Below are 20,469 nucleotides of genomic sequence, written 5' to 3' on the forward strand. Positions count from 1 at the left end.
CCGAAAACCCGAAACGCGAACCGCGAAACTATAATTCATAACTCATTATTCATTATTCATCATTCATAATTCATAATTAGACCTCCCCTAGCCCTGATAGGAATGGTTACCCCGCAGCTTGCGTTGGAGGGTTGGTAGGTTTGAGGGTCGGAGAGCGCTGGGGCGAGGAGTAGAAATGGATAGCAGGAATAGCTCCTAAATAAAAATCATATATTATATATAGTATGGAAAAAACATGTTTACCTATCTTAATCCCCCTTCAATAATGGTTATTTCTTTCTGATGATTCACCTTTTCAACTATAATAATAGATGTAATAGTCATAAAAACAGGTGAACATTTTTTTTGATTCATTACATTTGTACTGCATTCCGGATTCTAAGGAATGAAATGTGTTTTATATATGATAGAAAGAAAATATAAAGAAACGGTACATACTGATAAAAACCACAACGAATATATTACAGTAACCCACGACGAAAATAACGTCAGAATCTATACTTTGAAAAATGGGTTAAAGATTTTCCTTGCTCAAAATTTTGATGCTCCGAGAATACAAACCTTTATTCCGGTAAGAACGGGAAGTAATAATGATCCTGCTGATAATACAGGGTTGGCCCACTATCTCGAACACATGATGTTTAAGGGAACTTCTCAGCTGGGGACTCAAAACTGGGAAAAGGAAAAAGAACTTATTGACCAGATCTCGGGATTGTATGAAGAGCATAAAGCTGAACAGGATCCTGAAAAGAAAAAGGAAATCTATAAAAAGATAGACGAAGTTTCTCAGGAAGCCAGCCAATATGCCATTGCCAATGAATATGACAAGGCTATTTCTTCTTTGGGCGCCAGTGGCACCAATGCTCATACCTGGTTTGATGAGACGGTTTATAAAAATAATATTCCGAATAACGAGCTTGAAAAATGGCTGAAAATAGAGAAAGAAAGGTTCTCCGAAATTGTACTCCGCCTTTTCCATACAGAGCTGGAATCTGTATATGAGGAGTTCAACAGGGCTCAGGATAATGATACAAGACTTGTGAATTATGAATTGATGGATGCTCTTTTCCCGACCCATGCTAATGGGCAGCAAACAACATTAGGAAGGCCTGAGCATTTGAAAAATCCTTCCATGAAGGCTATTCACAAGTATTTTGATGAGTATTATGTTCCTAATAATTATGCTATAGTAATGGTTGGGGATCTGGATTTTGAAGAAACTATTCAATTAATTGACCAATATTTCGGGACCTTACCTTATAAAGAGCTTCCTAAAAAGACACCGGTTACTGAACAGCCTATTACAGAAGTTGTAACCAGAACGGTAAAAAGCCCTACTACTCCACGGACTCAGCTGGCATGGAGAACAGATAGCTACGGAACAAGAGAAGCCATGCTGGCAGATATCGTTGCCAACATTCTTAGCAACAGAGGGGAAGCCGGATTACTGGATCTTCACATCAATCAGACGCAAAAAATGCTTTGGGGGCAGGCCTTTTCTGTAGGTTTAAAGGAATACGGCTATTTCTCCATCGTTGCGGTTCCCAAAGAAACCCAAACCCTGGAGGAAGCAAAAGATCTGGTATTGGAAGAAATTGAACTGATCAAGAAAGGTGAGTTTCCGGACTGGATGCTGCCAGCCATCATCAATGATTTCAAACTTCAGAGAATGAAAGCTCTTGAAACAACGGAAGGACTGGCCACCAATCTTTACGACACTTATATAAAAGGCAGAACCTGGGAACAGGAATTGAATGAAATGGATGAGTATGCTGCTTTTACGAAGGAAGAAGTAATCAGCTTTGCCAATGATTTTTTCAAGGAAAACTATGTTGTCATTAATAAAGAAAAAGGAGTTAACGACAGGCTGATCAGAGTTGAAAATCCGGGTATCACTCCTATTAAGATTAACCGTGACAGCCAATCTGAGTTTTTACAGGAAATTTTATCTGAGAAAACTGAAGATATAAAGCCTGAATTCATCAATTATCAGAAAGAGATTACCACTGACGATGTGAAAGGAAAAAAGCTGAGCTTCGTTACCAATAAATATAATGATATAGCACAGCTGCATTTTATCTTTTCTTTTGGAAGTGACAATGACAGAGATCTTGCAATTTCAACTCAACTGCTTCAATATTTGGGAACGGATACTCTTTCGCCTGAAGATTTAAAAAACGAATTTTTCAAAATCGGGATCAGTAATGATTTCAAAACCACACATGATCAGCTGATCATCACATTAAGCGGGCTGGAAGAGAATATAGAAAAAGGAATTGCCCTTCTGCAACACTGGATGCATGAGGTGAAACCTGATCAGGAAATCTATAATCAGTTTGTAGGAACTGTTTTGGAAAACCGCCAGGCCATAAAAAAGGATAAAAACCGTATCATAACAGCCCTAAATAATTATACAAAACTGGGCAGCAACTCTCGTTTTACAGATGTTATTTCGAAAGAAGAGCTTGAAAGCAGCAATTCTGAAGTATTCACCGACAGAATGAAAAAGCTTTTCAAATATCCTTATCAGATATTTTTCTATGGCAGAAATTTTGAACACTTCAAAGGATATATCGGTCAGTATATAGAAACTGAAAGCCTTCAGATAGCTGAAGCCAAACAATATCCGGAACCTGCAACGGGAGGAAATGTCAATTTCATCAACTACGATATGGTTCAGATGGAAATGAGCAAAATCGGAAAAGGAAATCTGGTGAACCCGCTTCAATTTGGAAAGGTCAATGTCTTCAATGAATATTTTGGAAGAGGATTATCCTCTATTGTTTTTCAGGAGATCCGAGAAAGTAAAAGTCTTGCCTACTCTGCCTACGTTTCTTACGCAGCCAACTCTGAACTAAACCATCCTGACTATGTGACCACTTATATCGGAACACAGCCGGACAAATTGATGATTGCTGTAGATACTCTGAATGAACTCATGGAAGAACTTACTGAAGTGACTACCCAGTTCGAGAATGCGAAGAATGCGGCTCTGAAACAGATTGCCTCAACAAGAGTTACCCGAAATAATATCTTTTTCAATACTTTGAGGTTGAAGAGGCTGAATATTTATCATGATTTCAGAAAGGATATCTATGAACAGATCCAGAATTTGAAATTTGAGGATATTAAGTATTTTTATCAGACAGAAGTCAAATCCATACATTTTAATACAGCCATTATCGGTAAAAAAGAAAACCTCGATATGGAAGCTGTTCAAAAAATGGGAACATTTAAAGAAGTAAGTCTGAAAGATATTTTTGGACATTAAGAATAAAAAAACCGCTCAACATTGCTGTCGAGCGGTTTTTTTATTTTTAAATGAATTGCAATTCATGATTCATAATTCCTTTACGTCATCATACAATCCCCATCTCCATCCTGATAATCCGGATTAAAATCTTTGGGAAGCAATTCCAGCAACTGTTGGTGAAACAGATATTCTCTTTTAAAATTACGTTCATAGATGTAAGAAAATTCTCTTGACTGCTGTATCGCTTCGTTCAGTCTGGTCTGATAACTGGTAAAACCTTTCACTTTATTTTTAATCATGAAATATTTTAAAAACCGTACTACCTCATCTAATTCAGAATCTGAAAAAAGGTAAGGAATTTTAAGGTATCCATCGCGAAGCTGCAGCAGCAAACAAGCTTTAAGCTTATTATTCTGATCTAAAATCTTCACCCAAAAATACTTAAATGTGTCAGCAAAACTTGAAAAGAGATATTTCTCGTCTTTCTTACCTTCCAACACCCATGGATTGTCTATAAAAATATTGATTTCTTCAGCACTGCGCCTGCCTGAAAATCTTGGCAGAAAATCTGCACTTTCCTTGTCAATCCTGTCAAGAACTTCATAGTTGAAGTCCGGTTTCTGTGTCGATAAGTTTTTTATTGAGATCAGACCATTGGCAGCAGTATCCAGGATTTGAAAAAGAGGTTTTAAGGATTGGGTTGCTGGTTTTTTTTCAGGAATCATCTTAGCAGCGTCAGTTCTGAAGTAATACCTCTTCCCTTCTTTAGGAAAGACATATTCAAAAACACCCATAATATTATAGAGAGCCTCTGCTTCTTTGGTGAATTCAGTAATGGCAATTCTCCCTTCATACTCTTCAAAAACCTTTTTTAACAATGCTTTTGCCGGTCTTTTTTTTCTGTATTCAGAGTTTACATACAAAGTGCTTAGCCATGCGTAACGGATTTCTTTTCCATCAATGATGAAACTATCCGGAAAACATCCTACATACCCAATCAGTTTTTCTTCAAAGAAAGCCAGAATAAGCAAAGTGTCTTCGTCTGATGCTTTGGGATTTCTAATGTGAGACAGCGCACGATGCTTGGTAATCGGAAGAAAATCATAGTGCTGGAAAGTTCCGGAGGATATAAAATCTTCCAGTTCTTTTCTGTTGAATGTTTTCAGCGCTATCATTCTCTTATAATCGTGTTTTTATTGATCAGCTTTTTCAGTCTGAAGTAAGCTATTTCTTTTTTCAGGATCTGTTTTCCGCTCTCTCCCATTTCCATTGGTATTCTTTGGAAGTTTCTACTCACACTGTCCAGTTTTACGCCTGCACAACCAAAACTGCAATAGATTTCTTCATTTTTAAAGAGTTCATCAAAGAAATCTTTCTGTACTTCAAAATCGGTAAACGGAAATGCAAAACTTTCATAGAGGAATCCGTTTTCTTTTAAATAAGCAAAAGTCTTATCCGTTGTTTCCATCTGTTCTTTCAAGGATAAATCTCCGTATTTAGGATGATCCCAGCTGTGCGAAGAGATTCCGAAACCTTTTCGGGTAAGTTCTTTTAATTCTTCTGTGCTTATATAAGGCTGATATTCTTTTGAATACGCTTTAAAATCTACCTCAAGTTTTTCGGCAAGCCAGTCTAAAGTATCTTTTTCCTGATAATTGATTGCTAAAATTTTCTTTTGTAAAAAGCGTCTGTCTACATTTTTAAGCGATAAGACAAAATAAATTTCCGGGTCTATGGTTTTCTTTCTCTCAGCAGCATCTGCAAGAAGGCTGGCCTTGCATCTGAACATCATATCTTTATTGTCTATGAAAGCCGGATTTACAAAATTGCAGGCATAAATTCCCTTCCTTTCCAAAATGGGAGCCGCAATATCATAAAACTCTCTGAAACCATCATCAAAAGTCAGCAGGGCAATCTTTTTCTTAGGTTTAAAATTTCCGGACATAAATCCTTTGAACTCCTCCCAGTCTACAAACTGAAAGTTCTTTGCCATATGATCCAGATCGTCTTCAAACTGTTTTGTAGTCTTATAACGGATCACATGTTTTATATGCGGAAGTTCTTTGTCTGAGACACTGTGATAAAGAGGCAGACAGTAATCCAGCGGAAAAGATTTCCCGATATTATCTGATTCAAAAGCTGCCAAAGCATTGATGATCCTGTCTTTCATCTTATTTAAAATAAAAAAGAATCTATTCAAAACTCAATTCAAATAGATTCTTAAAGGTATAACTTTTATAAATTATTTTATCACCTTCATTTCATCAACAAGCCACTTTGAGTCAGCGAACTTCTCGATGATGAAAAGGATATATTTTGTATCTACCATGATGTTTCTGCTGAAACGCGGGTCATAGTTGATGTCACTCATCGTTCCCTCCCACTGTCTGTCAAAATTCAATCCAACAAGGTTTCCGTTGGCATCAAGAGCAGGACTTCCGGAGTTTCCTCCTGTAGTGTGGTTGGTTGCGGTGAATCCCACAGGAACATCACCCGTTTTATCTTTATAGTTTCCGAAATCTTTTTTGTTGTAAAGGTCAATCAGTTTCTTTGGAACGTCAAATTCATAATCTCCAGGAACGTATTTTTCCATTACTCCTGCAAGGTGAGTCTGATACCCATAAGAAACGGCATCTCTAGGAGTAGAACCTTTTACTTTACCATACGTTACACGAAGCGTAGAGTTAGCATCCGGGAAGAATTTTCTGTCTTTATCCGTCTGCATCTGCTGAGCCATGAACTTCTTCTGTAAAGCATCAATTTTTGCCTGCATTGAAGTATATTGAGGATCTGCAGTTTTCATATACGTTTCTTTCATAGAAACATACAACTGATAAATAGGATCTTTCTTTAAAGTTTTGATTAATTTATCCTGATTAGAAAACGCTTTATCAATATCAGTAGTCAATGCTGCTCCATTTACAGCCGTTCTTCCTGTGATGATAGAGTTTTTAGACATTTCTTCTATTACAGGCATATTCGGACTTTCGTCTTTATACTTGTTGAATCCGGCAGGTAAAAATTGTGGCGCTGTTTTATTAACGTACAAAGCCAATAGTTTTGCTGTTACTTTAGCATCAAGTTCAGCGCTGTAATCTTTATAGAAAGAGGTTAATTTTGTTTTTAACTTCGATACTTCCTTTTCATCCATTCTCCCTGCTTCCACAGAGGCAACAAAGTCATAATAATCACCAGCAAGCTTCAATGTTTCAGCATTTCTGATCACTTCTGTGTAATAAGCATTGTTTAATGCATAAGGAGCCTGGTCGTTGTACAATTTGTTCAACTGATCCAAAGTCGTTTTAATCTCTGGGTTTTTAGCCACCAAAGAACCTTCATACATTACTTTTTTCTCAACAGCATTTGATTTTTTCAATCCTTCTACTTCACCGATCCATTTTTTCCAATAGTTCGCTACTGAAGCAAATTTTGAAGCATACTTGATACGTGTTTCATTATCAACACGCATTTTTTCGTCTAATGTTTTCAAAGCGACATCACGTACAGCAATTCTTGCAGGATCAATATCCTTCATGATTTTCTCTACGCCTATTGCAGGAAGATATTCTGTAGTTTTTCCCGGAAATCCGAATACAAAAGTAAAATCGTTTTCGTTTTTATCTTTTATAGAAACCGGTAAATAGTGTTTTGGAACGTAAGGTACGTTGTCTTTTGAGTATTCTGCAGGTTTATTGCTCTTGTCTGCATAAATTCTGAACATAGAGAAGTCTCCGGTATGTCTAGGCCAAACCCAGTTGTCTGTATCACTTCCGAATTTCCCAATGCTTTGAGGTGGAGCTCCTACCAGACGGATGTCTTTATACGTTTCGATCGTGTAAGCATAGTATTTGTTTCCATAATACATAGGCTTTACCAGAATCGACTGGTAAGATTCAATTTTCTGAGCATTTTTATAAACCTCAATATTATTGTTGATCTTTTTAGTAAGTTCCGGCTCTGTAAGGTTATCCGTACCTTCTAAAATCTGATCGGTAGCTTCTTTTATATCTACAATAAAATCTACTTTTACTCCCGGATTAGGAAGTTCTCCTTCTGTATTTTTTGCCCAGAATCCATTTGAAAGGAGGTCATTCTGAACCGTAGAATGTGCCTGGATCTGACCGAAACCACAATGGTGATTGGTTAAAAGCAACCCTTTAGGCGAAATAATCTCTGCAGTACATCCGCCATTAAACTGTACTACCGCATCCTTTATACTTGGTTTCTGGGTATTGAAAATATCTTTTGCAGAAATCTTCATTCCCAAATCCTTCATTTCCTTTTCATTCAGCTCTGTAGGAATCCACATTCCGCCATATTGTTGTGCAAATGCCATTGCAGCCGGCAAAAGAAATACAGATAAAAGTATCTTTTTTGTCATAATCAAAATTTTGCCCGAATTTACGAAGAAAAATAAGAATAGCCTTTATAAAACGGGCGGAAAAGTTCTTAAGAAGTGGTTTTTGTAAAATGGGTTGATGATTGTGTTAAAAGTAGAAATCTGAGTCAGGATCTATCTAACGGACAACTTTCAGTCAGCAACTTTCCCCTTTGAACGTATCTAAACCTCTCCTTCTATGGCTCAGTTTTTGTTCATTGGAGGTAACTTTATTATTAAAAACATATTTAAATCTATTATTATGATGAAAAGCAAAGTACTCATGCTGGGAATTGCATCCACTCTATTCCTTGCTTCATGTTCTAAAAAAGAAACCACTGAAACAAACGGTACTACAGATTCTGCAACAGCGGTTCAACCTGCTGCTACAGACAGTATAACAAAAGCAACGCCTACAGCAGCTGGTGATACTTCGGAAAATGCATTGGACTGGGCTGGTACTTATGAAGCGACTGTTCCATGTGCTGACTGCCCGGGAATCAAGACTTCTTTAACATTGAACAATGATAAAACATTTAGTATTACTGAAGAATATCTCGACAAAAATTCAAAGAATCAGGATAAAGGATCTTTTGTATGGGATACTACAGGAAGCATGATTACTTTAAAAGGAAAATCTGTAAATTATAAATATAAGGTTGGTGAGAACATTCTGTTCCAGCTGGATATGAACGGAAAAGAAATTGACGGTCCTGTCTTCAAGAAAAAATAAAGGCTCAGGCCTTTATTTTTTTGTTCTTACATCATTAAAATTGATACCCTTTAATTTTAGGATCATCTACCAACCGTTTGGTTAATTCTTCATGATGGCTATTTCTGCCTGTAACTCTCCAGATAACGGTAAAGCCCTCCTGTGAATACTGCTGTCTGATCATCAGATAGGCTAAACGATTTTCTTTAAAGATATTTTCACAATATTTAATATCCCCTGAGCTGCTCACTGCTATTCTGTATTCTCTTACTTTATTATAATTATCAATAAAACTCTGAAGATAAGTTAAGGCACTTAGAATGATCAGAACCAAAGCAGTTCCCAACATTGCAATATAAACGTATCCGGAACCTACCGCCATTCCGATGGAAGCTGTTGCCCAAATGGTAGTTGCTGTCGTAATACCTTCAATTTTATTATCTCCTTTGAAGATGACACCTGCACCCAAAAATCCAATTCCGGTAATGATATTGGCAGCAAGGCGGTCCGGATTGGCGACTCCTATTTTAATGGAAAGAATGGTAAACAGGCAGGCTCCGAAGCAGACGAGAATAAAAGTTCTGAGACCCGCAGATTTATTACGGTATTCGCGTTCAGCACCAATGAACAGTCCTAAAATAACAGAAATAAGGATAAGCAGTAATTCATTTTTGACAGCGTAATGGTCCTGAAGAAAATCCATAATTTTTAATTTAAACCTAGAATAAATTTACAATAAAATACGATCGAGAAACGATTTTTGCTGCGGAGATTTTGTGCTTTCACCTCAAAAAATTTATTTCACAAAAAAACTTTTGTAATTTTACATTTTAATAGTTACAATTCTCTCATATAAAAGAGTTACAAAAGAGAATCAACAAAAAGATTGTAATCAGAACCCTCCTATGAAAAGCCTTATTTTTGCATTATTTACGGTATTATCCGGAATGACATTTTTACATGCCCAAAAAGTATTTAATGAGAATTATTCTTTTAAAAGTAGTGGATCAACCATTGCTTTTGTACCCATTATCAACAATTTTAAAGATAATGACGATATTACAAAGAAAATTTTAAGGGATACTCTTCAATTAAAATTTAATGATGCAGCTGTTTTACGGGCTAATATGGATACAAAGGTGATGGATATTTTAAAGAAAGTCGCTGAAAAAGATTATAAATCCAAAGAAGTAAAAATGTTTCCCAATCTTACAACTATAATAAGTACTGAGGAAATGAATTATATTAAAGAAAAATTCGGCAGTGCGGATTTATTGCTGCTTCCGGTTGTTTTCAATGTCAACCAATCTATGGGAATGACTTTTGGGAATTCACTATTCCGGCTATATGACCTTAATAATGGCGATTTTATTCAGCAGTTTTCAGAAAAAATCAATGTTAATATAGGAGATCATGCCGGTTTTGCAATAATGACCGGTATGCTTATCAGCGGTGAAAAATATCACTTGCTAAAAAATATCAAAAAATAATACTTATATAAAATTATGGATAAAGAAATTTCACACTTCTGGTTAGGGTATTTTAAAAATGAAGAAGACTTTTATAGTTTCGTAGAGGAGGATGAAAATTATTATATAGAAGAGGAAAGCGAAGATCAGTATGTTTCCAAATTTGCAGAATCTCAGAACATCAAATGGTTTGATGATGACTTTATAGAGTATGGTTTTGAGGATGAAAGACTTGGACTTTATGACAAGTTTGCAGAATATTCTTACGCTGACCAATGGCTTCCGATCCTGGAACAAAAACTGAATGAACTAAGTCTGGATACTCCAGTGAATGCCATTATTTTTGCAACCAGATTTGCTATTCCTAATCCTGTTTCTACAGAAAATGATGATTTTTCCCTGCATTATGTAGGTCAAATAGAATACGACGTTTAATACCTAGAGATAGATACAATAAAAAACTTCCGCCAAAAGACGGAAGTTTTTATTATATCATTAAGGTATGATGTAGTATTTATTAATGCGCTTCTAACCAATTATCCCCTACTCCAATCTCTACTAACAAAGGAACCTGTGTTTTTAAGGCATTTTCCATTTCAGTTCTGATTAGTTTTGAAGCGGCTTCAATCTCATCCGTTGGAGATTCAAATATCAATTCGTCATGTACCTGAAGCAGCATTTTCGTTTTTAGCTGTTGTTCACCGAGTTCCTTATCTATTTTAATCATGGCAAGCTTTACAACATCTGCAGCGCTTCCCTGAACGGGTGCATTGACTGCATTTCTTTCTGCGTGACCTCTTACCACAAAATTGTTGGAATTGATATCTTTCAGATGGCGTTTTCTGCCTAAGATAGTTTCCACATAGCCCATCTCACGTGCTTTACTCACCTGCTCTGCCATATATGCTTTCAGTTTTGGATAAGTTTCGAAGTAAGCTTCGATCATTTGCTTGGCTTCTGTACGGGATAATCCGGTTTGTTCTGCCAATGCAAAAGCGCCCTGTCCATAGATGATACCGAAGTTGACGGTTTTAGCCTGACTTCTTTGGGTTTTGGAAACTTCTTCCAAAGGAATTTTAAAGAGTTTTGCGGCTGTGGAAGCGTGAATATCCTCTCCATCCTGGAAAGCTTTGATCATATTATCTTCTCCAGAAATTTCAGCAATTAAACGAAGTTCAATCTGTGAATAATCGGCAGAGATAATTTTCTTTCCTTCTCCAGAAACAAAAGCGCCACGAATCTGCTGCCCTCTCACAGTACGGATCGGAATATTCTGCAGGTTCGGATTGACACTTGCCAAACGTCCTGTAGCAGCTGTCGTCTGTGAGAAATTGGTATGTACTCTGTTGTCTTCCTTATCAATCTGTGAAGGCAAAGCGTCTACATAGGTAGATTTTAATTTCTGATAGGTTCTGTATTCCAGAATATGTTTGATGATCTCGTGTTTTGAGGACAATTTCTGCAGAACATCTTCTGAGGTTGCATATTGCCCTGTCTTTGTTTTTTTAGCTTTTGGATCCAGCTGCATTTTTTCAAACAGAATTTCGCCCAACTGTTTAGGTGAATTCATATTGAATTCTTCTTCTGAAAGTTCAAAAATCGTAGCTTCTAATTGCTTCAGATCATTTTCAAGGTCAATACTTTCCTGTGCCAGCCATTTTTCATCCAGAGAGATCCCCTCCAGTTCCATTTTTGCCAGTACTTCCATCAGCGGCATTTCAATATTGTAGAAAAGTTCTTCCAGATTTTCTTTTTTCAGCTGTGGTGCGAAAAGTTCATAGAGTTGGAAAGTTACGTCTGCATCTTCTGCCGCATAATCGGTCTGTGTTCTCAGATCTGCATCTCTGAAGCTGCCTTGTTTCTTACCTTTCTTTCCAATAATGGTTTCAATAGATACTGGCTTATAGTTCAGGTATACTTCCGAAAGATAATCCATCCCATGTCTTCCATCCGGATTCAGCAGGTAATGGGCAATCATCGTATCAAACATAGCCCCTTTGACGGTGATGTCGTACTGTTTTAAAACTTTATAATCGTATTTCAGATTGTGAGCAATTTTCAACAGGTTTTCTTTTTCAAAAAACGGTTTGAAAATCTCCAATGTCTGCAAAACTTCTTCTCTGTTTTCAGAGAGAGGAATATAGTAGGCAAGTCCTTTTTTATAAGAGAAACTCATTCCCACCAATTCTGCTTCCAGTTCGTTTAGTGAAGTAGTTTCTGTATCAAAGCAAACTACTTTTTGCTGCAGCAGGTTATCTACAAGCTTTTTCTGTGCTTTTGGATTATCTATAAACTGATACAGATGATCGTTCTGTTCAATGCTGGATTTTGTAGAAGTTGCCTGTTCCAGCTCTTCAAAATTGGCAAAAAGATCCAGCTGCATTGCCTGCCCTTTCAATTCTGCTCCGGTAGGAGTCTGCTTCACTTCCACTTCGCTCACGACCACTGTTTCGGCAGGTGCAGAAGCAAAAGCTCTGTAAAGATTTTCGTACAGTCTTCTGAATTCTATTTCATCAAAGACTTCTTTTACTTTTTCAAAATCCGGAGTTTCAAGATCGTATTGTTCCTGGTGAAACTCTACGGGTACATCACAGATAATAGTTGCCAGTTTTTTAGACAAAATACCACGCTCTGCAGAGGCCTCCACTTTTTCCTTCAGTTTTCCTTTAAGCTTATCAGTATTAGCTAGCAAAGTTTCAATATTTCCGAATTCTTTCAGGAATTTCATCGCTGTTTTCTCCCCTACTCCTTCCAGTCCTGGAATATTATCCACCGCATCTCCCATCATGGCAAGGAAATCAATAACCTGTTTAGGGTCTTCAATCTCATATTTTGCCTTTACTTCTTCCACTCCAAGAATTTCGATATCGCCTCCTTTTAATCCTGGCTTATAAATTTTAATTTTATCGGTCACCAGCTGTGCAAAATCTTTATCCGGCGTTACCATGAAAGTGGTATATCCTTCTTTTTCGGCTTTACACGCTATAGTACCTATGACATCATCAGCTTCATATCCTTCTACTCCCAGAATCGGAATATGCATGGCTTCCAGAATTCTATGGATGTATGGAACAGCAATTTTGATCGCTTCAGGAGTCTCGCTTCTGTTGGCTTTGTACTCTGAGAAATCAACAGTTCTCACACTCGCCTGCCCTACATCAAAAACAACTGCCAGGTGGGTAGGTTTTTCTCTTCTGATCAATTCGATCAAAGAATTCGTAAAACCAAAGATGGCAGAAGCATCCAGTCCTTTGCTGGTGAGTCTCGGATTCCTGATTAATGCGTAATATCCTCTGAAAATCATCGCATAGGCATCGATGAGAAACAGCCTTTTATCTTGTGTTGCGTCCATATTTTGAATAATGAACAAATATATGAAAATAGGAGTAAAAGTTGGTAGTACAGGATAAGGGTTTCGGGGTATTGAGTTTCGGAATGAAGGTTACTAGGCTTGAGATCGTGAATAGTGAATTTACTTTACTTGTCAATTTTTTGTATTAGCAATCATTCGCCATCTAACAGTCATGGTTTTCGAAATTTATCTGCTCCATTTTGCTTCGGTATTTTTCCATTTCTTTGGTGCTTACTATTACTTTCTTCAGCTGTACCGGAAGTTGTTTTTTGCCGTCAGGAGCTATCCAGGTTCCATTCATCATGTCACCTTCTTTTTTTATAATCATCAATCCGGTGAAGTGTTGTTCTACCATTGCAAACTGTTTTTGAGTACCTTCTGTAACATTAAGTTCTAACCAATTGCTAACGTTATCATACTTGTACATTGCGTTGTAATAAACACCACTTCCACAGTCACTGTCTACGGACTGAAAAAATAATGTGATCGCCATTTTCCCATTAACAGTTCCCTTGTATAAAGTAGAAGAATTTTGTGCCTGTAAGGAAATAAAAGTCATTGTAAAAGCAAGAATAAATAGAATTTGTCTGAACATGTTTGTTAGTTTTTAATAGATGGTTTTTGATTATTGATAAAAAAACAAACAGCATACCAATGGTATACTGTTCTTTTTTTCTTTAAGCTGCAATGGATTATTTACCTCCTGAAGAAGGCCATAGTCCAGCGTACTGAGAAGTACCGTAGTCAATAGTTTCAGCACTGATTACGAAGCTGATCAGCATACTGTTGCTGTCTACTGCATCGAAATCTACTTCGTGCTGAATTACATATCCGTTCTCCCAGTTCAAAGTGATCAATGTTCCTTCTTCGTGAGATTTGTTGAATGTAATTTCTCCTTTTGTTGGCTTGTATTTACCGTTTAACAAGCTTTCAAGGATGTCAGATTTTTCAGTAGCTTCTACTGTTACTTTGATCAATGCGTTAGAAGGATCTGATGCTACACGTCCTGATACGTCTGTAGATCTGGATACGCTGTAGTTCATTTTTAATAATTTTTGTCCTTCTCCTCCGTTGAATTTTAAAATTCCTCTTGAATTTCTTTCTGCCATGATTGTAAATTTTAGTCGTTAGTAATAAATTGTTATTCGATAATTATATAACAAAGATAACCTCCTTACTTTTGAAAAAAAAGCTTTTGAACAGAAATCTGAAAAAGTGTAGTAGTTCTACGATTTCATGTCGTAATTCTACGACAAAAGGATTAAAATAAAAACCCAACACACTATAAATAAACACCTTAACTGCAACTAAAAATCAAAAACAAAACACATAATATTACACTAATAAGAGATTTTTTTTGTTAAAAAGCGTCTTTTTATGAGGTAAAAAATCTCTTCCACTGATCTCCCAATTATACAGTTTGAAAACCAAAAATAAAACTCTGATGGGTTGTTATTTTTTATAATTCTGCATAAAAAAACAGAACAGTATACTCGGATGAGTGTACTGTTCTGTACCAATTTTATTTTTACTAAGATGATGAATAGGCTTAATTACCTGCTGAAGGCCATAGTCCAGCGTACTGAGAAGTACCATAGTCAATGGTTTCTGCACTGATTACGAAGCTGATCAGCATACTGTTGCTGTCTATTGCATCGAAGTCTACTTCGTGCTGGATCACGTATCCGTTCTGCCAGTTCAAAGTGATCAATGTTCCTTCTTCATGAGATTTATTAAAAGTAATTTCTCCTTGTGTAGGCTTGTATTTACCGTTTAGCAAGCTTTCAAGGATGTCAGATTTTTCAGTAGCTTCTACTGTTACTTTAATAAGAGCGTTAGAAGGATCTGATGCTACACGTCCTGATACGTCTGTAGATCTGGATACGCTGTAATTCATTTTTAACAGCTTCTGTCCTTCACCATTATTGAATTTTAAGATTCCTCTTGAATTTCTTTCTGCCATGATTGTAAATTTTGATCGTTAATAATATTTTGTGATTCGGTGATTGTCTAGCAAATATAGAGGCTCTTTTCTGCTAAAAAAAACTTTTGAATATAAATCTGAAAAATTGTAGTAGTTCTACGATTTCTTGTCGTAATTCTACGACAATAGATTTAACAAACCGACTCAAAACTCGATCAATAAATGATTTTAACTTATTGAAAAAGAATTGTAAAAATGATAATTTTACACATAAGTGAGAAATATTAAGATTTTTTTAATAGAAAATTAGTCTATTTTAACAGATCAATTTTTCACAAAAATAGCAACCAGTCAACACTGATTGCTACTATTATTTTTTATCTGAAAATATTTTACTGCTGCGTGTTTCTTCCTTCTTTTATGGAACGAACCAATATTTTATTTTTTCTTAGCAGAAAATCAGGCATCAGATCCACCGGAAGATAAAAAGGACTTTCTCCTTTTTTCTGCAGCTCTTCTACAATACCTGGGTTCCAGACAAGGATTTTATCCATATCTACATTCAGTTCATCGGCAACTACTTTCAAGCTGAAACCTGCATTGATCTCCGTTTCTGAAAGTGCAGCATCGGTTACTTTTCTGTTTCCATCCTCAAAGAAAACCTTATTGATTCTCGAGGAATTGTAGTTACTCAATACACTCTGAAGTTCTCCGGTAGCATAGCATGCGTTCAGGTATTTCTTCACATGATTAATGGTTTCTCCCGGAAGATATTTGTAGAACTCATGGTATTGAGAGGAACCGGCAGCCTGCATTGCTTTGGCAATATTTCCCTCACCACAGTTATAAGCAGCCACAACGGTAACCCAATTGTTATATTTTTTATAAAGGTTGCTTAAAGAAATAGCCGCCGTTTTGGTACTTTTATAGAGATCGGTACGGCCCTGCTCTGTAAGTCCATACTGGTTGGCATGTGCCGTCATCAGCTGCCAGACCCCTACTGCCCCTGCTCCGGAGGTGATATTTCTGTTAAAATGAGACTCTATCAGGGCAAGATTTCTCAAGTGCTTGGGAAGCCCCTTCTGAAGAAGTAACTGTTCAATAAATTCTACAAGATCTTTATTCGCATTGATGATTCCTTTGTACTTTTTCACACTGCTTTCCGAGGTATCGGAAGCGGCAAGAAACTGTCCGTTTACCAAGATAACGGATCCTAATAATAGAAAACCTGTAAAGATATTTCTGACAATTGTTTTCATTTTAATTTTATTTATAAGCAAAAAGGCAAAAAACTGATGTGCAGATCTGCCTTTTTGCTTCATCATTTAATCTACTTTCCAGCTTAGCTGTTCTTCTTCATTATTCCAATCCACATGAATGGTTTGTCCGGATTTCACTTCTTCTCTTACAATCATTTTAGAGATCGGTCTGGCAAGCTGTGCCCGAATCACTCCGGAAATCTGTCTAGCTCCATATTTGCTGCTGAATCCTCCCAGCGCAAGGTTTCTTACAGCATCTTCAGTGATTGTTAAAGCAATTCCCAATCTCGTTAATGAAGTATGAAGCGATTTCAACTGAATATTAAAGATTCTTTCCGCAATTGATTCTGTGATCGGTGCAAAAGGAATAATCTCTGTAATTCTTGCAAGAAATTCAGGTCTGAATCGTCCTGAATTTGACATGATCTGCATCAGTGATGATGATCCCGGGATTTTACCTTCTTCAAACTGTTTTACAATTTCTTCACTTCCGATATTGGAGGTGAATAGGATCAATGCATTGCTGAAATCTCCTTCTTTTCCTAATTTATCATGAACTTTTCCTTCGTCCATAATCTGAAGGAATACATCAAAAACAGAATGGTGGGCTTTTTCAATTTCGTCAAACAAAACAACGGTATAAGGCTGTTGTCTGATTTTATTCACAAGCATACCTCCTTCTTCGTATCCTACATATCCCGGAGGCGCTCCGTATAATAATGCTGCGGAATGTTCTTCTTTAAATTCTGACATATCAAAACGTACCATTGCCTTTTCATCATTGAAAAGCAATTCTGCCATTGATTTTGCCAGCTCTGTTTTACCGGTTCCTGTAGGCCCCAGAAGGAAGAAAGATCCTATAGGCTGCCCCGGTTTATTCAATCCGCTTCGGTTTTCAACGATAGCATCAGAAAGGATTTTTAATGCATGATCCTGCCCTACGACTCTGTTCAGGAGAAGAGATTCCATATTCAGGAGTTTTTCTTTTTCCTGAGCCTGAATCTTCCCGATCGGGATATTTGTTTTAGCAGCCATTACAGCAGCCAGTTCCAGTCTGTCTACTTTTTCTCTTTTCTTCGCAGCATGCTGTAGAAGCTCTGTATAGGTATCTTCAATAATCTTCTGAATCTGATCTACCGGCATAGAATTGTCTATTGACGGCTGTTCGCTCAAGGAACCCCAAAGAATTGGGCTTATCTTGTCTCTCAGCAGGTTATAGGTCCAGATCAGTTCATCAGCTTTATCTTTGTTGTCTGCGTATTCTTCTTTTAATAGGGCATCATAGCTTACTTTCCAGCTGTCAAGTTCTTTTTCAGAAAGCTCATCAAGCATTTTGATGGCCGCCATTGTTCTGTCTAATAAGTCGATTGCAGCATCCGGTAATTTTTTACCTTTTGCATATCTTTTTGCCAGACGTACACATTCCGGAATAGCTGTTTTTTCCACTTCAATACCGTGGTGTTTTTTGTATCCTTCAAGAAGGACATCAATCATTTTCACACAGGTCTTCTCATCCGGCTCATGAACGGTTAGCACTTCAAAACGGCGGTTAAAAGCCTGTTCCGGCTCTATAATTTTTCTATATTCTTCCTGAGTTGTAGCTCCAATTACGGTAATCTCACCTCTGGCGAGCTCAGGCTTGAGAAGGTTTGCAACGTTTCCGATGCTTCCTTTCGGGTCTAGAAGGGTATGTATTTCATCAATGAAAAGAATAGCTTTTTCAATTTTCTTACATTCATTGATTACTTTTTTCAGGCGGTCTTCAATTTCGCCTTTATAAGAGGTTCCGGCTAATAATGCTCCGGTATCCAGTTCCAAAAGAGTACCGTTTTTAAGCATTTCAGGGACATTTCCTTTGGTAATTTCAGTAGCAAAACCTTCAACCAATGCCGTCTTTCCTACGCCCGGTTCTCCAATGATAATCACATTCGGTTTGCTCCTTCGGCAAAGGATCTCTACCAGCATTCTGAGTTCTTTATCTCTACCGATAATATTTTCAACTTCTCCTTTTCTCGCCTGTGCGGTTCTGTCTACACAATAGCTTTTAATGGAAGGGAAAGAAGAATCTGAATAGTCTGAACCATTTGAAAATAGTGAAGAGAAATTCCCATCCTCTGGGACCGTAAACGGTGTATCTTTTCTATATAGATTGAATATCTCATGCTCCCGCAATGGAAGTGATTTCAGCTGCTGAAGTGAGAATACAATCTGTGGTTTTACGATTGCTGTAAGAATACATATTGGAGTAATTTCATCCAATCCTAACTTTAAACGGATATCGTCAGCTTCTTCTACAAGGGTATCTACCGCATCATCCTGCCCTACTTCATCAGGAAGATGATTGGTCTTGGGATATTCTTCAATGCGGACATCTGCCCATTCATAGAAATAACCTGGATCTTTATCTATACTTTTCAGGAATTCATTCAGCCCGATATCTTTATGCATTAAAGCCTGCAGGATATGCGGGCCGCCATAAGTTCCATTATAATTTTCTTTCGCTATCGACTGAGCAATGTGAAATAGCTGTTTTACTGTTTCGTTGGTTACTAGTACTCCCATTTATAATTTTCTTATATTAATATATTTGCGTTCTGTTTTAATGTGCTTCAGATTTGATGGTATTGATCTGTATTTTTCATCCCTGATTAACAGAGAATCAAAAAACGTTCTTTTATCTAGCTAAAATTAAATATTTTATTCTAAACGACATAAAGATAGTTAATTCTTCAATCAGAGAAGTAACAACCGTATTTTTTTCTTTTTCAGGATGATTCCGGTATTATAATATCCTCACAAATTCTTCTCCTGAATCCTATTTTATTTACATATTCAAAAAATATAACAGCATCAGACTGATCCACTGAAGTCCTATGTAGATATAAAATATCATCGCTGAGGGTTCTGCCAGTTCATTTAACTTTTCAATAAGTGTTGTTTTAATGATATCGGAAAAGTCCGCGTTTTCTGCTCCCAGATTCAATTCATCAAACTTTATTTTATTTAAAGCATAGCCTAAGATGCGTTTGAGAATTTTATTTTCTGAACTGTTTTTAAATTCATTCAACAGTTTCACTTTGGCAATGGCAAAATCTGCACTGGTTCGGATTACCGTTGGCTGTTTTGCTTTAAATATATTGATGATTTTATCTATAAAGGGAACAACAATGGTCTTTGAATGATCCTGCAACAGTTTATTGATCACCACAGACATCACATATTTTGTGGCAAAAACAATCGTAAAAAACGGGGCAATAATCATCAGCAAATAAAAAACAGCTGCAGAAACGGGTTTGGCCTTAATTGTTATTATTAAAAATGCAGGAATCCCTGTATGCCCCAATGCCGGACCTAAACGGTCTGACAAAATATAAATCCCCAATATAAGGGTGATGAGCGTGGAGAGAATTCCTATTGCATAGATTTTCAATATACTGAAGATGAATACTGCGGATAATTTGGAAAAGTATTTCAGGTGATCAGTGATTTTGTTCATTATTGCTTTTTCGGTTATTATAGTTTTTGCTGCACATTCAAGTCAAAAAAGACCGCCTTAAATAGGGACAGTCTTTTTCTTATGAATGTTGATAATGTGTATAAATTCTAGCTGGATGGCCAAAGTCCTGCATATTGGGAAGTACCATAGTCAATGGTTTCAGCACTGATTACGAAGCTGATCAGCATACTGTTGCTGTCTACTGCATCAAACTCAACCTGATGCTGGATAACATATCCGTTCTGCCAGTTCAAAGTGATCAATTTTCCTTCTTCGTGAGATTTATTAAAAGTAATCTCTCCCACTGTAGGCTTGTATTTACCATTTAACAGGCTTTCAAGGATATCAGATTTTTCAGTAGCTTCTACGGTTACTTTGATAAGAGCGTTAGAAGGGTCTGATGCTACACGTCCTGATACGTCTGTAGATCGGGATACGCTGTAGTTCATTTTTAACAGCTTTTGTCCTTCACCATTGTTGAATTTTAAGATTCCTCTTGAATTGCTTTCGGCCATGATTAGTAAATTTTAATCGTTAGTAATATTTTGTGATTCAGTGATTGTTTAGCAAATATAGAGGCTCTTTTCCTCTAAAAAAAACTTTTGAATATAAATCTGAGAAATTGT

At 36.8% G+C, this 20,469-nt stretch carries 16 protein-coding genes; 4 read left to right on the plus strand and 12 right to left on the minus strand.

The window, feature by feature from the left end; all coding sequences use genetic code 11:
- Positions 1 to 403 precede the first annotated feature (403 nt).
- Positions 404 to 3,271: a M16 family metallopeptidase gene (locus tag DBR39_RS01975; RefSeq protein WP_124530632.1), complete on the plus strand. Its 2,868-nt coding sequence runs from the start codon at positions 404 to 406 to the stop codon at positions 3,269 to 3,271.
- Positions 3,272 to 3,351: 80 nt separating this feature from the next.
- Here DBR39_RS01975 and DBR39_RS01980 read toward each other — a convergent pair whose 3' ends face one another.
- From DBR39_RS01980 to DBR39_RS01990, 3 genes are all read right to left on the minus strand, one after another.
- On the minus strand, positions 3,352 to 4,428 hold the full coding sequence (locus tag DBR39_RS01980) for a GNAT family N-acetyltransferase (protein ID WP_124530633.1): 1,077 nt from the start codon (positions 4,426 to 4,428) through the stop codon (positions 3,352 to 3,354).
- A complete protein-coding gene (locus DBR39_RS01985) occupies positions 4,425 to 5,423 on the minus strand; it encodes a polysaccharide deacetylase family protein (protein WP_124530634.1) in 999 nt (332 codons plus the stop codon). Before DBR39_RS01985 ends, DBR39_RS01980 begins: the two co-directional genes overlap by 4 nt.
- Before the next feature lie 72 nt (positions 5,424 to 5,495).
- Positions 5,496 to 7,634 (minus strand): S46 family peptidase, encoded by a 2,139-nt coding sequence (locus DBR39_RS01990; RefSeq protein ID WP_124530635.1) that lies wholly within the window; start codon positions 7,632 to 7,634, stop codon positions 5,496 to 5,498.
- Between the two features lie 259 nt (positions 7,635 to 7,893).
- On the opposite strand from DBR39_RS01990, the gene DBR39_RS01995 reads away from it, so the two are divergent.
- The gene (locus tag DBR39_RS01995) at positions 7,894 to 8,364 is read left to right on the plus strand and encodes a copper resistance protein NlpE (protein ID WP_228447743.1); all 471 of its coding nucleotides are present in this window, start codon (positions 7,894 to 7,896) and stop codon (positions 8,362 to 8,364) included.
- A 34-nt stretch (positions 8,365 to 8,398) separates the two neighbouring features.
- Here the strand turns inward: DBR39_RS01995 and DBR39_RS02000 are convergent, their stop codons facing one another.
- Positions 8,399 to 9,046, minus strand: coding sequence for an MgtC/SapB family protein (locus DBR39_RS02000; protein WP_124530636.1), 648 nt, complete (start codon positions 9,044 to 9,046; stop codon positions 8,399 to 8,401).
- 202 nt (positions 9,047 to 9,248) lie between these two features.
- On the opposite strand from DBR39_RS02000, the gene DBR39_RS02005 reads away from it, so the two are divergent.
- Both DBR39_RS02005 and DBR39_RS02010 read left to right on the plus strand, forming a co-directional pair.
- Complete coding sequence (locus tag DBR39_RS02005; RefSeq protein ID WP_124530637.1) at positions 9,249 to 9,833, plus strand: hypothetical protein; 585 nt, start codon at positions 9,249 to 9,251, stop codon at positions 9,831 to 9,833.
- A gap of 15 nt (positions 9,834 to 9,848) precedes the next feature.
- The gene (locus DBR39_RS02010; protein ID WP_103232707.1) at positions 9,849 to 10,247 is read left to right on the plus strand and encodes an immunity 22 family protein; all 399 of its coding nucleotides are present in this window, start codon (positions 9,849 to 9,851) and stop codon (positions 10,245 to 10,247) included.
- An 82-nt stretch (positions 10,248 to 10,329) separates the two neighbouring features.
- Here DBR39_RS02010 and polA read toward each other — a convergent pair whose 3' ends face one another.
- The 8 genes from polA to tssD (DBR39_RS02050) form a co-directional block, all read right to left on the minus strand.
- A complete protein-coding gene (gene polA, locus DBR39_RS02015; RefSeq protein WP_124530638.1) occupies positions 10,330 to 13,164 on the minus strand; it encodes a DNA polymerase I in 2,835 nt (944 codons plus the stop codon).
- A 163-nt stretch (positions 13,165 to 13,327) separates the two neighbouring features.
- The gene (locus DBR39_RS02020; protein WP_124530639.1) at positions 13,328 to 13,759 is read right to left on the minus strand and encodes a hypothetical protein; all 432 of its coding nucleotides are present in this window, start codon (positions 13,757 to 13,759) and stop codon (positions 13,328 to 13,330) included.
- Positions 13,760 to 13,856: 97 nt separating this feature from the next.
- Entirely contained in the window at positions 13,857 to 14,273 is a 417-nt protein-coding gene (gene tssD, locus DBR39_RS02025; RefSeq protein WP_109738676.1) for a type VI secretion system tube protein TssD, read from the minus strand.
- A 440-nt stretch (positions 14,274 to 14,713) separates the two neighbouring features.
- Complete coding sequence (gene tssD / locus DBR39_RS02030) at positions 14,714 to 15,127, minus strand: type VI secretion system tube protein TssD (protein ID WP_109738677.1); 414 nt, start codon at positions 15,125 to 15,127, stop codon at positions 14,714 to 14,716.
- A 353-nt stretch (positions 15,128 to 15,480) separates the two neighbouring features.
- The gene (locus DBR39_RS02035; protein ID WP_124530640.1) at positions 15,481 to 16,347 is read right to left on the minus strand and encodes a lytic transglycosylase domain-containing protein; all 867 of its coding nucleotides are present in this window, start codon (positions 16,345 to 16,347) and stop codon (positions 15,481 to 15,483) included.
- 66 nt (positions 16,348 to 16,413) lie between these two features.
- The gene (locus DBR39_RS02040; protein ID WP_124530641.1) at positions 16,414 to 18,909 is read right to left on the minus strand and encodes an ATP-dependent Clp protease ATP-binding subunit; all 2,496 of its coding nucleotides are present in this window, start codon (positions 18,907 to 18,909) and stop codon (positions 16,414 to 16,416) included.
- Between the two features lie 262 nt (positions 18,910 to 19,171).
- A complete protein-coding gene (locus DBR39_RS02045) occupies positions 19,172 to 19,843 on the minus strand; it encodes a hypothetical protein (RefSeq protein ID WP_124530642.1) in 672 nt (223 codons plus the stop codon).
- A 107-nt stretch (positions 19,844 to 19,950) separates the two neighbouring features.
- Complete coding sequence (tssD, locus tag DBR39_RS02050) at positions 19,951 to 20,358, minus strand: type VI secretion system tube protein TssD (protein ID WP_103231497.1); 408 nt, start codon at positions 20,356 to 20,358, stop codon at positions 19,951 to 19,953.
- Positions 20,359 to 20,469 lie beyond the last annotated feature (111 nt).

Source organism: Chryseobacterium sp. KBW03, assembly GCF_003852415.1.
GTDB lineage: Bacteria > Bacteroidota > Bacteroidia > Flavobacteriales > Weeksellaceae > Chryseobacterium > Chryseobacterium viscerum.